This window comes from Paenibacillus lutimineralis (assembly GCF_003991425.1).
Lineage (GTDB): Bacteria > Bacillota > Bacilli > Paenibacillales > Paenibacillaceae > Fontibacillus > Fontibacillus lutimineralis.
This window is the reverse complement of record NZ_CP034346.1, coordinates 3,967,218-3,980,656: the sequence shown is the minus strand read 5'-3', so window position 1 is coordinate 3,980,656 and position 13,439 is coordinate 3,967,218. Positions and strand designations below refer to the sequence as shown.

At 47.7% G+C, this 13,439-nt stretch carries 11 protein-coding genes and 1 pseudogene; all 12 read left to right on the top strand.

The annotated features are described in order from the left end of the window. Window positions 1–12 precede the first annotated feature (12 nt). The 12 genes and pseudogenes from dut to yfmF all read left to right on the top strand — a co-directional run bounded on the left by dut (window position 13) and on the right by yfmF (window position 13,439). Window positions 13–435: a dUTP diphosphatase gene (dut, locus tag EI981_RS17540; RefSeq protein ID WP_418789071.1), complete on the top strand. Its 423-nt coding sequence runs from the start codon at window positions 13–15 to the stop codon at window positions 433–435. 244 nt (window positions 436–679) lie between these two features. Further along, window positions 680–1,579, top strand: coding sequence for a dipicolinate synthase subunit DpsA (gene dpsA, locus EI981_RS17535; protein ID WP_127000306.1), 900 nt, complete (start codon window positions 680–682; stop codon window positions 1,577–1,579). Next, window positions 1,576–2,169 carry a dipicolinate synthase subunit B gene (locus EI981_RS17530; protein WP_127000304.1) on the top strand — a complete coding sequence of 198 codons (594 nt, stop codon included), beginning with the start codon at window positions 1,576–1,578 and terminating at the stop codon, window positions 2,167–2,169. The genes dpsA and EI981_RS17530 overlap by 4 nt, the downstream gene beginning before the upstream one ends. A gap of 26 nt (window positions 2,170–2,195) precedes the next feature. Continuing rightward, window positions 2,196–2,521 (top strand): annotated as a pseudogene (locus EI981_RS17525) (Asd/ArgC dimerization domain-containing protein); the annotation flags it as partial. Between the two features lie 77 nt (window positions 2,522–2,598). Beyond that, window positions 2,599–3,822: an aspartate kinase gene (gene dapG, locus EI981_RS17520; RefSeq protein ID WP_127000302.1), complete on the top strand. Its 1,224-nt coding sequence runs from the start codon at window positions 2,599–2,601 to the stop codon at window positions 3,820–3,822. A gap of 63 nt (window positions 3,823–3,885) precedes the next feature. Then, window positions 3,886–4,749, top strand: a complete 864-nt coding sequence (gene dapA / locus EI981_RS17515) for a 4-hydroxy-tetrahydrodipicolinate synthase (protein WP_127000300.1) — start codon at window positions 3,886–3,888, stop codon at window positions 4,747–4,749. A 263-nt stretch (window positions 4,750–5,012) separates the two neighbouring features. Continuing rightward, entirely contained in the window at window positions 5,013–6,692 is a 1,680-nt protein-coding gene (locus tag EI981_RS17510) for a ribonuclease J (protein WP_127000298.1), read from the top strand. Between the two features lie 217 nt (window positions 6,693–6,909). Beyond that, the gene (locus tag EI981_RS17505) at window positions 6,910–7,677 is read left to right on the top strand and encodes a ClpP family protease (protein WP_127000296.1); all 768 of its coding nucleotides are present in this window, start codon (window positions 6,910–6,912) and stop codon (window positions 7,675–7,677) included. Further along, window positions 7,674–7,898, top strand: a complete 225-nt coding sequence (locus EI981_RS17500) for a YlzJ-like family protein (protein ID WP_127000294.1) — start codon at window positions 7,674–7,676, stop codon at window positions 7,896–7,898. Before EI981_RS17505 ends, EI981_RS17500 begins: the two co-directional genes overlap by 4 nt. A 217-nt stretch (window positions 7,899–8,115) precedes the next feature. Further along, on the top strand, window positions 8,116–10,776 hold the full coding sequence (locus tag EI981_RS17495) for an FtsK/SpoIIIE family DNA translocase (RefSeq protein ID WP_127000292.1): 2,661 nt from the start codon (window positions 8,116–8,118) through the stop codon (window positions 10,774–10,776). Between the two features lie 338 nt (window positions 10,777–11,114). Beyond that, the gene (gene sleB / locus EI981_RS17490) at window positions 11,115–11,945 is read left to right on the top strand and encodes a spore cortex-lytic enzyme (protein WP_127000290.1); all 831 of its coding nucleotides are present in this window, start codon (window positions 11,115–11,117) and stop codon (window positions 11,943–11,945) included. A 213-nt stretch (window positions 11,946–12,158) separates the two neighbouring features. Continuing rightward, the gene (yfmF, locus tag EI981_RS17485; protein WP_127000288.1) at window positions 12,159–13,439 is read left to right on the top strand and encodes an EF-P 5-aminopentanol modification-associated protein YfmF; all 1,281 of its coding nucleotides are present in this window, start codon (window positions 12,159–12,161) and stop codon (window positions 13,437–13,439) included.

Here is a 13,439-nt window from a genome sequence, read left to right as displayed (position 1 = left end):
CAGTTAAAACGTATGCCAGGCAATGAGGACGTAGAGCTTCCCCGCAAAATGTCTGAGCTTGCCTCTGGTTTTGATCTTTATGCAGCAGTAACACAGGATATCAGATTACAGCCTGGAGAACGGTTTCTCGTACCCACAGGCATTTCGATCGCAATGCCAGCTGGACTTGAAGCGCAAATCCGTCCGCGCAGCGGACTGGCCTTGAAGCATGGTATCACTTGCCTTAACACGCCTGGGACGATCGATGCGGATTATCGCGGAGAGATCAAGGTGCTGCTGATCAATCTGGGGCACGAGGCGTTCACAATTACACGCAATGAGCGTATTGCGCAAATGGTGTTCCAGACTGTACCAGTGGTTAACCTGCTTACAGTAGATGAACTGTCCGATACAGCGCGTGGCGCCGGCGGGTTTGGTCATACGGGAACGAAGTAAGTATAGAAGTAAATTACAAGCATGCAGGCTTAGTCGAATGACTGAAGCCTGCATGCTTGTTTTTTGTGTATTTGTAGATTTACCATGCCATCACTATCACAGTAGGATGAAACATTGCTATTTTCTCAGACTAGTCCAAACAGCAGCTTGGGCAGTGTAAAAAGTTTACTGTCACCTTCACCACTTGGTAGGCATCGGCATACTATGCTCTATACTGTATTGCCTGGAAGGAGTGGCGTCCTGAATGCTGACCGGTCTTACAATTGTGTTCCTGGGTGGAGATGCCAGGCAGGTCGAAGTCATTAATAAGTGTATTGAACTAGATGCATTGGTTCGTCTGGTTGGCTTCGACAAGTTGGAAAATTCGCCTTCCGGAGTGAGGCATGAAGCGTTGTCTTCTGTTTTGCTGCAAGAGGCGGATATTATCGTCATGCCGGTGATTGGCTGCGATGACAATGGAATTATCGCTGCGCCGTTCGGAAGCGGAGATCTGGTGATGAAGCAGGAGCTGTTTATGGCCATACGGGAGGGAGCCCTGGTATACACGGGCATGGCCAAGAGCTTGCTGCGACGGATGAGCACCGAGTATGGTTTCCGTCTGATCGAACTCCTTGATCGTGATGATGTGGCGATATACAATTCGATTCCGACGGCAGAGGGAGCCCTTATGATGGCAATTCAGAATACTGATATTACCATTCACGACTCGACCTGTGTCGTGCTTGGAATTGGGAGAACAGGCTTCACTCTGGCGAAGACTTTGCAGGGATTAGGGGCGAAAATCAGGGTAGGTGTCCGCCGGGAGGCGGATGCTGCGAGAGCTGCTGTTATGGGCTGGGAGCCTTTTATGACAAGGGATTTGACCGCTTACACTAGCGATATTGACTTGATTTTTAATACAATACCGACTATGATAATCACAGCGCAAATCATATCGAAATTGCCTAGAAGAACGGTAATTATCGACCTTGCCTCAGCTCCTGGCGGAACGGATTTCCGCTTCGCCGAGAAGCGTGGAATCAAAGCGCTCCTTGCTCCCGGATTACCTGGAATCGTAGCTCCTAAAACGGCTGGAATTATTATAGCGAACACATTGTGTCAGTCGATTACGGAAGAGTTCCATTTACGGGGGGATGAAGAGTGAATTGGCAAGGTGTAACGGTAGGTTATGCGGTAACAGGCTCACATTGTACACTTGCTGAGGTGATGCCGCAAATCCAACGTTTTGTGGATGATGGTGCTAAAGTTGTTCCGATCATATCCCAATCGGTACTAACGACGGATACCCGTTTTGGCAAATCAGAGGATTGGCAGAAGCAGTTAAAAGATATTACCGGGAATAATATCATTTCTACAATTGTCGAGGCCGAGCCGCTCGGACCTAAGAAATTGCTAGATATCATGGTTATAGCGCCTTGTACAGGAACTACGACCAGTAAACTTGCGAATGCTGTAACAGATAGTCCTGTCCTGATGGCAGCAAAAGCGCAAATGCGCAATGGGCGTCCACTCGTGGTCGCCATTTCAACGAATGATGGTCTGGGGTTTAATCTGGCGAACATCGCCAAGCTTATCGTCGCGAAGAATCTATACTTCGTTCCTTTCGGTCAGGATAATCCGGTAGAGAAGCCAAATTCTCTTGTGGCACAGATGGAACTGGTTCCTGAGGCCTGCTTCGCGGCGCTTGAAGGTAAGCAATTGCAGCCGCTCATTAGAGAACGGTTCAATTCATAGGGGCATATGAAGGACTATTAACTTAGGTAACAGCAACCTGCGTGCGTATTCCGGTTGTTTATGGGCATTTTGAGGTCGGTCTATGTCAAGTTGGCACGGGCCACGATCTGGATGGAGTGAGAAGCTTGCTGTCCGATGCACCGGGTGTGACGCTTGTTGACGATCCGGCAGTGCAGAGCTAAGACTCTGGTCACGGAAGCTGCCGTCAAGACGGAGGTGTTCATAGACCGTCTGCGTCGTAATCTTGGCAATGCGCGGGCGCTGAAATTGTAGATTGTGTCCGATAATCTGCTGAAAAGGCGCAGCATGGAACGCTGTTCAAATTGCAGAGATTATTGCAGCCAAAGGATAAAACTTGATACCATAACAACCTAGAATAACGGAATAAAGTCAAGCTTTACTCCGCATACGTAAATTGGAGGAATACCCATGCGCATCTTAGTGCAAAAATTCGGTGGCACTTCTCTCTCCACTCCGGAGGCAAGAGATTACGTCATCTCACATATTCGCCGGGAGCTGGCTAACGGTTTCCGGCTCGTTGTGGTGGTGTCAGCAATGGGTCGAAAAGGCGACCCATATGCAACAGACACCCTTCTTGATCTTATTGCTGGTGCTGGGGGATCATTGGAGCCGCGGGAACAGGATTTACTGTTAGCCTGTGGTGAAATGATCTCCGCATCCATGCTTAGCAGCCTGCTGAATAGAGAAAATATTTCTTCTTCCGTATTGACGGGGGCGCAGGCTGGGTTCCGAACGGATAGCCATTATGGCAATGCCAGAATTCTCGAAATTGTTCCTACCCGAGTGCTGGAGCAGCTAGAGCAGAAAGACGTTGTAATTGTAACTGGGTTCCAGGGGCAAAATCAGATCGGCGACTTTACGACACTGGGACGCGGTGGAAGCGACACTTCGGCAACGGCGCTGGGTGCGACGCTTCATGCTGAAATGGTCGATATTTATACGGATGTAAACGGCATCCTTACAGCAGACCCTAGAATCGTAGAGGATGCAAGACAGCTTGACTATGTGAGCTATGCTGAAATATGCAATATGGCTCATCAAGGGGCCAAGGTCATTCATCCGCGGGCAGTTGAAATTGCCATGCAATCAGGCATACCTGTGCGCGTACGCTCCACATTCTCGGAGAGCGAAGGAACGCTCGTTGCGAACCCGGAAGGATTCAAGGATGTGCAACTCGGCATTTTGGACCGTTATGTTACTGGCATCGCCTATGTGAACAATGTGACACAGATCAAGGTTGATGCATCCAGTGGCAACAATAAGGAGTACTTACAGCTGCAGGTCTTTAAGACGATGGCAGAGAATTCAATCAGTGTCGATTTTATTAATGTTACCCCGTCAGGAGTCGTTTATACGGTATTTGACCATGATTCGGATAAAGCGGTACATGTATTGGAGCAGCTCGACTTGAGACCGGATGTGCTTACAGGCTGCGCCAAAGTATCGGTTATCGGCGGTGGAATCAATGGAGTTCCGGGAATTATGGCCAAAATCGTTGAAGCATTAACGGAGCAGAATGTACAGATTCTGCAATCTGCGGATTCCAATACGACGATTTGGGTACTAGTCAATCAGGATGATATGGTGGCGGCATTGCGGGCTTTGCATACCAAGTTTGAACTGGGCCGGTAGATAGCTTAAGCCTATAAATAAGTTATATTCCGCTTATTCAGCGAATTGAGAGGGGAGACGAAGATGGATTTCGGTAGATTGATTACAGCGATGGTTACACCATTTGATGAACAGAATCGAATTCATTGGGGCGAGACAGCTCGTCTTATCGATTATCTAATTGAGGAACAGAAGTCCGACAGCCTGGTTGTATGCGGTACGACCGGCGAGTCTCCAACATTGACAGACGAGGAAAAGCTGGAGTTATTTCGCTTTACGGTAGAACATGTGGCTGGCAGATGCAAAGTTATTGCGGGGACTGGTAGCAACAATACAGCCCACACCATTGAATTGTCCAAAAAAGCAGAGAATTTGGGTGTAGATGGACTGTTGCTTGTAGCCCCATATTATAATAAGCCTTCCCAGGAAGGGTTATATCAACATTTTTCTGCAATTGCTAATTCGGTTTCATTGCCAGCTGTACTGTACAATATCCCGGGTCGTACGGGCATTAGCATCAGTGCTGAGACAACATTGAGATTGGCGCAAATCCCTAATATTGTCGCTACTAAGGAGTGCGCTCCTCTGGACCAAGTGGCTGAGATTGCTAGTGCTGCTCCGGCCGATTTCAAAGTGTATTCCGGTGATGATGCGGCTGCGCTCCCTGCTATGGCCGTTGGGGCCTATGGGGTTGTGAGTGTTGCAAGTCATATCGTTGGCGGTCCGATGAAGGAAATGATCACTAGCTTCCTGGCAGGTCAAGTAGAAGAAGCTGCGAAGCTGCATCAAAGATTGCTGCCGGTATTCAAGGGATTATTCGAATGCCCAAATCCGGTTGCTGTGAAGTATGCGCTTAACCAGCGCGGATATTCGGTGGGATCGGTGCGACTACCGCTTATTCCTCCGACAGAGGCGGAAGCAGAGCGCATTCGCAAGTTGCTGAGCTAGTTCACGAACAACCAAATTTATGATACTTAACCATAAAGCGATGCCTTGAATGAGGCATTGCTTTTTTTATTCTGGAGCAATGTAGAGGTATGCAGGAAATTCAGTTGACTTGTTTTTTATCTTTTTAATCATGTATAATGTATTTCAAGTGACTGGGTGCGGTTAAGTTTTTTTATAGTTTTATTTAAATGAGCACTGATCGGGTGCATAACAACAAATTCAAAATTTACGACGTCCAAACAAATTAGGAGGGTTAGATTCACTTGTCCAAAAAAATGAATAATGATAAACTGATGATCTTTTCATTGGGCGGCGTTGCCGAAATCGGAAAGAACATGTATGTCGTTCAATATGCCAATGATATCGTCGTCATCGATGCCGGTCTGAAATTTCCGGAGGAAGATATGCTTGGCATTGACATCGTCATTCCTGATATTACTTACTTGACGGAGAACCGTGATAAAGTAAGGGGTATCTTGATTACCCATGGTCATGAAGATCATATCGGTGGCTTGCCATATGTTCTCAAGAACTTGAATGTGCCCGTTTACGGTACTAAGCTTACGTTGGGTCTGGTTGAGAACAAGCTGAAGGAGGCAGGTCTACTGGGTGAGACGAAGCGGGTGCTTATTAACGCGGATTCCGAAGTTCAACTGGGATCTACGATGAAGGCTACCTTCTTTAGAACGAACCATAGTATTCCGGATTCCGTAGGGGTATGCCTGGAGACGCCAGAAGGCAATGTCGTTCACACGGGGGACTTCAAATTCGACCATACGCCGGTGAACAATCAGTTTGCCGATCTACATCGCATGGGTGAAATCGGAAAGAACGGCGTACTCGCCTTGCTATCGGATAGCACGAATGCAGAGAGGCCTGGATTTACGCCATCTGAGAAGAATGTAGGTATCGTACTTGATGATATCTTTAGCAAGGCCGAGCAGCGGGTAGTTGTTGCGACGTTCGCTTCCAACGTTCATCGGATTCAGCAGGTTATTGATGCGGCTTATACAACAGGTCGAAAGGTGACGATCATCGGGCGCAGTATGGTGAACGTCGTGACGATTGCCTCAGAACTCGGTTATCTGAATGTACCAGACGGCTTGTTGATTGAGCCAGAAGAAGTAAATAAAATGGCCGCAGATCGTGTAGTCATTCTGTGTACAGGCAGTCAAGGCGAACCAATGTCCGCTCTGACCCGGATGGCGCGCTCAACACATCGCAAGGTCGATATTTTGCCTGGGGATACCGTTATTATCGCTGCTACTCCAGTACCAGGTAATGAGAAGTACGTTGGAAGAACAATTGATGAATTATTCCGTCTTGGTGCTGAGGTAATATATAGCGGTTCAAATTCCGGGGTGCACGTATCTGGTCACGGCAGTCAGGAAGAGCTTAAGCTGATGCTGAACCTGATGCGTCCGAAATATTTTATCCCAGTGCACGGTGAATACCGGATGCTTCGCAAACATGCGCTTCTTGGTGAATCCGTAGGCGTTGATCCAGATAATATTTTCCTGGTAGATGTCGGGGATGTTGTTGAGATTCAGAACGGTGTAGCTCGCAAGGCAGGGAAAGTTCCGTCCGGTAATGTACTGATTGATGGACTTGGCGTTGGTGACGTAGGTAATATTGTACTGCGCGACCGTAAGCTTCTGTCACAGGACGGAATCCTGGTCGTTGTTGTCACGCTGAGCAAGCAGGATGGCACTATCGTCTCTGGGCCGGATATTATATCCAGAGGCTTCGTCTATGTGCGTGAATCCGAAGGGCTCTTAGAAGAAGCGAATCGAATCGTATCCAGCACGCTGGAGAAATTGATGAGCGAGAACGTAAATGAATGGGCTTCGCTTAAGACTGGTGTCAAAGATGCGCTCGGACGTTTCCTATATGAACAGACACGTCGCAGACCGATGATTTTGCCAATCATCATGGAAGTGTAATACTGCTTGAATGCAGCTAATTAAAATAATATTCTAGGCACACAGTCGCCTCTCTCCCAAAGGTAATATTGGACGGTTCCCCGTGGGAGGGGGGCTTTTTTTGTATCACGGCACTTCTTCTGCTTAGTACTGTAATGAGGCCGGAAGAATATCGGCATACTAATCCTTATGGACGTAAGATTAGATTACAGGCTAATGCCGGAAGGAAAGGTGCATAATGCATAGACATAGTGAAGTATCAGTGCGTCAGGAGACGGAGCCAGGGGAAAAGCCAGAGGTACAACAGCCGATGCCAGGGGATAAACCCGATGTAACTGATATGATCCAGCAGCTTGGTCAAACGGCTGTACCAACTCCAGGAGAGTCCAACATATATTGCTTAACGATTATCGGCCAGATCGAAGGTCATCTTGTGCTGCCTCCGCAGAATAAGACGACAAAGTATGAGCATTTGATTCCGCAATTGGTTGCAGCTGAACAAAATCCGAAGATTGAGGGTTTGCTCATCATTTTAAATACGGTCGGCGGTGATGTGGAAGCAGGGCTCGCTATCGCCGAGATGATCGCTTCCCTCACGAAACCAACGGTCACCGTCGTTATTGGAGGCGGGCATAGTATTGGTGTACCTATTGCTGTTGCTTCTAATTATTCACTGATCGCTGAGAGTGCGACGATGACTATTCATCCGATCCGTATGACCGGACTCGTAATCGGTGTTCCTCAGACGTTCGAGTACATCGAGAAAATGCAGGAGCGAGTCGTCCGCTTCGTAACGTCGCATTCTAATATTACTGATCACACGTTCAAGGAGCTGATGTTCAAGACGGGCGAGCTTAATCGGGACATCGGGACATCGGTTGGAGGAAATGATGCGGTCAAGTATGGCCTGATTGACGGAGTTGGGGGGATCGGCGAAGGTTTGCTTCAATTAAACAGTCTGATCGATTCGCGAAGAAAGACTGCTCAAGGAGGACCGAAGCAATGACGCATTATACCATTATGCCTGAAGAGGAGTATTGGGCGCAGCCTGAGGTTCAGGAGATGTATACGGAGCTTGAGATGGGGGGCGTTCTAATGCAGGTCCGGATGGAACAGGGGAATCGAGCAACGATCGTCAGATTGCTGCGCTGTAATCTTGAAGATTATTTGAATCCGCGGCTCGCTCCCGGACAGCAAATCGTCTATTTACCAGCCTTGTTTAACTAAGTACTTGTGTTAGATATAGAATTTATACGTTATCAGCGGAAGCTGATGAAATTCTATATTGCAAGAAAACTTACCTTTGGATCGCGGTCGCTCATCCTTGAATTACTTCGGTCGGTTTTCTTATCAAAAAGTAGCCTTTTTGAACCACCTCAAAGAAAGGGGTAGCGGTTTTATCGGGTGGATATGGTATAATATTCATCTGGGAGGTGTTCCTGTTTTGGCACAAAAAAGGAAGAAGAAAAAGAAGGCTGTTGCCATAGGCAATTTGCTAAAATATGAAATTTATGGGATCATCCTGATTACACTATCTATAATAGCGCTGTCCGGCGAAGCCGCGGTAGGAAGAACATTATCCAAGATGTCGGCTCTCTTGCTGGGCAAGTTCTATTTCGTGATTCCTTTAATAGGTATTTATGTTGGACTAGCCGTCATGATCAATCGCAAATGGCCGTCCCGCTGGACGACTAGACGCAGCGGGGGCCTGCTTGCTGTGCTTGCGCTCGCTCTGATGAGCACTCTAATCTCCATGCAGCAAAGGCTGGAACCGATCGTTCCGCTGACTTTCGGCAATATTTTGAGCCAGATTCATATCGATCTGCGTACTTCATTGTTCCAGCCAACATCGGTTGATATGGGCTTCAGTATGCTGAATCTAAATATCAGTGGGGGGTATATCGGCGGTATAGAATTTGCTCTGCTCTTTTCCCTATTTGGCATGGCTGGAGCTACGCTGATCATGATCGTCATGCTGGCGATCAGCTTCATGCTGATTACTGGCTTATCCTATGTGGATATCGTTCGTCTGCTGCGTGGCAGATTAGGGGAGCTTAGCAAACAGATGGGTGAGAAAGTGCGAATGCTGCGCCCTGTTCCCGTGAAGAACCGGAATCGGCGGGAGGCTAAGCCGGTGACAGTATCGCCAAGTGAGGATATAGAGGAAGACAATGCAGGTTATATGTTGGCTGAAGAGGAACAACAGTCTCCACCGAAGAAGAAACCGGTATTTTTTCAGTTATTTGGTTATAAAGGCAGTGCTGCAACCCAGACTAAGGCTGTGAATGATAATTACATAAATGAAGATCAGCAGACTGAACCATTAGAATCAGAATCAAGTCAAGGCATTAACTGGAATGAATTGAAATATGAAGGCCAGCAGAATGGAGACCTTGCTACTGAGGATAGAGGACCTATCATTCGTGATTTCTTTGACAATATTCAGCGGGAGAGTCGTCTGCAAGATGAGGAAGAAGCCATGGAGGGAGACTTTGAAGCCTTCGATCATGGGGCGACTTGGCCTGAAGAGGAGGGAAGTGTTCCTGATCCTTTTGCTGAAGAGAATGAGGTAGCGAACTTGGATGAGATTGACTCTAGTCTTGAGGCGGAAGCCTCCTCTGGAGAACAGGAAACCGAAACGGATGTACCGATTGCACCGCCAAAGCCTGCACCGAAGCCATATAAGTTGCCATCGTTCCGGTTGCTCTCGAAGCCTGCCGGATCGGGCAAAGCCGGCGATCAGGCGGATTATATGCAGACAGCTCGTAAACTTGAAGCTACGTTGGAGAGCTTCGGGGTACGCGCACGTGTGCTTGAGGTGGTAAGGGGGCCTGCCGTAACCCGTTATGAAGTTCAACCTGATATCGGCGTTAAGGTTAGCCGGATTGTCAATCTGACCGATGATATTGCGCTTGCACTTGCTGCCAAAGATATTCGCATGGAAGCACCGATTCCAGGTAAATCTGCGATTGGTATTGAAGTACCGAATAATGAAGTATCTCTTGTCACGATGCGTGAAGTTATGGAGACGCCGACCTTTATGAATTCGGAGGCTAGATTAACGATTGCCTTTGGTCGCGATATTTCGGGACAGACTATCGTTGGCAATCTAGCCAAAATGCCGCACTTGCTCGTTGCCGGAGCTACTGGTTCAGGTAAATCGGTATGTATTAACGGGATCATCACAAGTATTCTTTACAAAGCCAAGCCGGATGAAGTCAAGTTTATGATGGTTGACCCGAAAATGGTTGAGCTTAATGTATATAACGGTATTCCTCATCTGCTTACTCCGGTAGTTACCGACCCACGACGCGCTTCGCTAGCGCTGAAGAAGATCGTTGTTGAGATGGAGAAGCGCTATGAGTTGTTCTCCAAATCGGGGGCCCGCAATATCGAAGGTTATAACCAAATGATGCAAGATAATCCCGAGGCGGTACTACCATATATCGTCGTCATCGTGGACGAGCTTGCCGATTTGATGATGGTTGCTGCGAATGATGTGGAGGATGCAATTGCACGTCTCGCACAAATGGCTCGGGCTGCGGGCATTCATCTAATTATTGCTACACAACGGCCCTCGGTTGACGTTATTACCGGGGTGATTAAGGCAAATATTCCATCGCGGATTGCCTTCGGGGTCTCCTCACAGGTCGATTCCCGTACTATTCTGGATATGGCCGGTGCTGAGAAACTGCTCGGTCGCGGTGATATGCTGTACATGCCGATGGGAGCATCGAAGCCAATCCGCGTTCAGGGAGCATTCATGAGCGATCAAGAAGTCGAGACGATCGTCTCTTATGTGAGGACTCAAGGCCAAGCTGAATATGATGAGAGCCTGGTTCCGGAAATCGATGAGGAATCGACACAGCCGGAAGAGGTTCTCGATGAATTATATGATCAAGCGGTGCAGATTGTCCTGGAGGCGAAGCAGGCCTCGGTATCGCTCCTGCAGCGGAGAATGCGCGTCGGTTATACTCGGGCCGCAAGATTGATCGATTCGATGGAAGCGCGGGGGATCGTAGGTCCTTATGAAGGAAGTAAACCACGGGAAGTGCTGCTTACGATGGAGCAATTCAAAATGAATAATAACAAGATCTCATCTTAGAAGTAGTTTAAAAAGTCCGCTTTTGATCCCGAAGTAACACTGAAAGCATATTCGACATAGAATCTTGAATTCAACTGGGCCTAAGTGGATGCTTACGAAGTCATATTTCCTACGGAAACATCTCAGGTGCTCACGTAGGTTTTGCCTACGCTCCGCTCCTCAGTCCCTGCTTCATTCAACCTTCTCGGTGCTGAAAACCGGACTTTTTGAACACTCATATCATAGTTACAAATCGCATTCGTTACTGCCTTTTTTGGAGTGCATAGGAAGTGGTCGGGCTTGTCATACTAAAGTCAACCATCCATGTTAATCCACAACAGAAAGGTAGAGCTAAACGAATGATAAAAGCGAAAATATGGTATGCCGCCGGTTTAGTGCTGCTTTTATTCGGCATCGGGTTTGGGATATATCATTTAATCCAGACCAACGATGTAAAGGCAAATCAAGAGGTCCCCAAGCAGGCCGTGCCTGTATTTAGTGAACAGGTTATCAACTATGGCGCATTTGGACAGGATGTGTACGAGCTTCAAGGCCGTCTGGCTTTTTTGGGTTTTTATTACGGGAAGATCGACAGTAAATTCGGAGATAAGACCCGGGATTCCTTAAAGTGGTTCCAATCTGAGTTCGGACTCAAGGTGGATGGTTTAGCAGGTCCGAAAACGAAGCTTATGCTATGGAAAGCAACCAAGCAATGGAAGCCAGGTATGGAATCCAACCAAGAAACGGGCAAGGAGACGGCCAAGACTCCGGCAAAGGCACCAGAGAAAGCGAAGACTGAAAGTGAGGAGCTATCGCCATCCAATGCGATGGGACTTTCACAAAATGATCTGAACATTATGGCGAATGCTGTCTATGGTGAGTCGCGCGGAGAGCCGTTTGAAGGTCAGGTTGCTGTTGCCGCTGTCATTCTGAATCGGGTCAAATCGCCAAGCTTCCCGAATACCGTCTCAGGGGTTATCTTCCAGCCAGGGGCCTTTACAGCGGTTGCTGACGGACAAATCTGGCTGACGCCGAACGAGACCGCGAAGAAGGCGGTTCAGCAAGCATTGAATGGTTGGGACCCTTCTGGAGGCTGCCTCTATTATTTCAATCCAGAGACAGCAACTTCTAAATGGATCTGGACCAGACCGCAGGTTAAGACGATTGGAAAGCATATTTTCTGCATGTAAATAGATCTAAATGAAGAGCAGCCGCTTGCTTGATGGGCGGTTGCTTCTTTCCTTTCCAATGGTATAGAATGGAACTAATTTCATTGTTAAATTCGAAGTTGTTCCACTCTTGGCCCTTAAATTAAGGGAGTGGAACCAACATCGAATCTTCATTGCACATGTTTTTTAACATGCTGATTTGCATTTTAAGTCTTTTGTAAAGGAGTTTTGGTCTTGAACAAGATGATTTTTGAACGGGGCAGCGTGGGTCAAATTCGGATTCATGTGATGCCGACTACCAGATTCAAGACGTTTGCAGTGTCGCTCTATGCAGGTATTCCGCTTGCCAGAGAGACGGTTACTGCGACAGCTCTAACTCCGTTTGTGCTCCGGCGCGGTACCGCTTCCTATCCGGAGACGACCCAGTTCAGAGAGCAGTTGGAACGCTTGTATGGCGCGGGATTCGGTTTTGATGTCTACAAGCGTGGTAGTTATCAGATCGTTCAGTTTCGGATGGATACAATAAATGATTCGTTTGTACAGAGCGAGCAATTGCTCTTGTCGCAGAGCTTTGAATTTCTTGGTGAAGTCGTGACGAAACCCGTCACTGAGTCGAATGCTTTCCGGTCGTCATACGTTGCTTCGGAACGCGAGAATGTGCGCAAGAAGCTTGAGGCTATCATCAACGACAAAATGCGTTATGCCGCTGAACGCTGTATCGAGGAGATGTTCCGTAACGACAGCTATCGCTTGCATCCTCTTGGCGAGCGCAGCGATCTTGAACAAGTTACACCTGAATCGTTGTATAGTGCTTATCAAGAATGGCTGAAGAACACAAGCCTTGATCTATATGTTGTTGGAGATACGACACTGGCTGAGGTTGAAGAGTTGGTGACTCGTCATTTCCAATTGAATCGTACCGCCTCCCCGGGTTATAAGCCGGAGCAAGTTAAGCTATCCAATAGCGAACCTCGGACAGTTACCGAGAAGCTAGATGTGAACCAGGGTAAACTTAATCTTGGACTTCGCACGGATATCACATATGGGGATGAACGATATGCTGCTGCATTGCTATATAATGGAATCCTCGGCAGCTACCCGCATTCCAAGCTGTTCGTGAATGTGCGTGAGAAGGAAAGTCTTGCTTACTATGCTGCTTCGAGGTTTGATGGTCACAAAGGTATGATCGGAATTCAATCCGGCATTGAGATTGCTAACTATGAAAAAGCGTTAGATATTATCAAGGCTCAATTAGCTAGCCTACAAGTCGGCGAGATCAGCGAGATGGAAATGACACAAACCAAGGCGATGATCCGCAACAGTCTGCTGGAAATGCAGGATTCAGCGTTCGAAATGATCGCCTATGATTTCAACCGGATACTATCTGGCAAGGACCGTCCGGTGGAGCAATTGTTAAGCGAGGTAGAACAGGTACAGCCCGCTGATGTTGTTGAAGCAGCCAATACGGTTCGCCTTGACACGATATACTTTTTGACAGGGCAGAAGGAGGGATAA

What these genes read in the sequence shown, in the direction of transcription:
- EI981_RS17500 (WP_127000294.1), top strand. Translation starts at nt 7,674, where the DNA reads ATGACGCATTATACCATTATGCCTGAAGAGGAGTATTGGGCGCAGCCT.
- EI981_RS17505 (WP_127000296.1), top strand. Translation starts at nt 6,910, where the DNA reads ATGCATAGACATAGTGAAGTATCAGTGCGTCAGGAGACGGAGCCAGGG.
- dapA (WP_127000300.1), top strand. Translation starts at nt 3,886, where the DNA reads ATGGATTTCGGTAGATTGATTACAGCGATGGTTACACCATTTGATGAA.
- dapG (WP_127000302.1), top strand. Translation starts at nt 2,599, where the DNA reads ATGCGCATCTTAGTGCAAAAATTCGGTGGCACTTCTCTCTCCACTCCG.
- dpsA (WP_127000306.1), top strand. Translation starts at nt 680, where the DNA reads ATGCTGACCGGTCTTACAATTGTGTTCCTGGGTGGAGATGCCAGGCAG.
- dut (WP_418789071.1), top strand. Translation starts at nt 13, where the DNA reads ATGCCAGGCAATGAGGACGTAGAGCTTCCCCGCAAAATGTCTGAGCTT.
- sleB (WP_127000290.1), top strand. Translation starts at nt 11,115, where the DNA reads ATGATAAAAGCGAAAATATGGTATGCCGCCGGTTTAGTGCTGCTTTTA.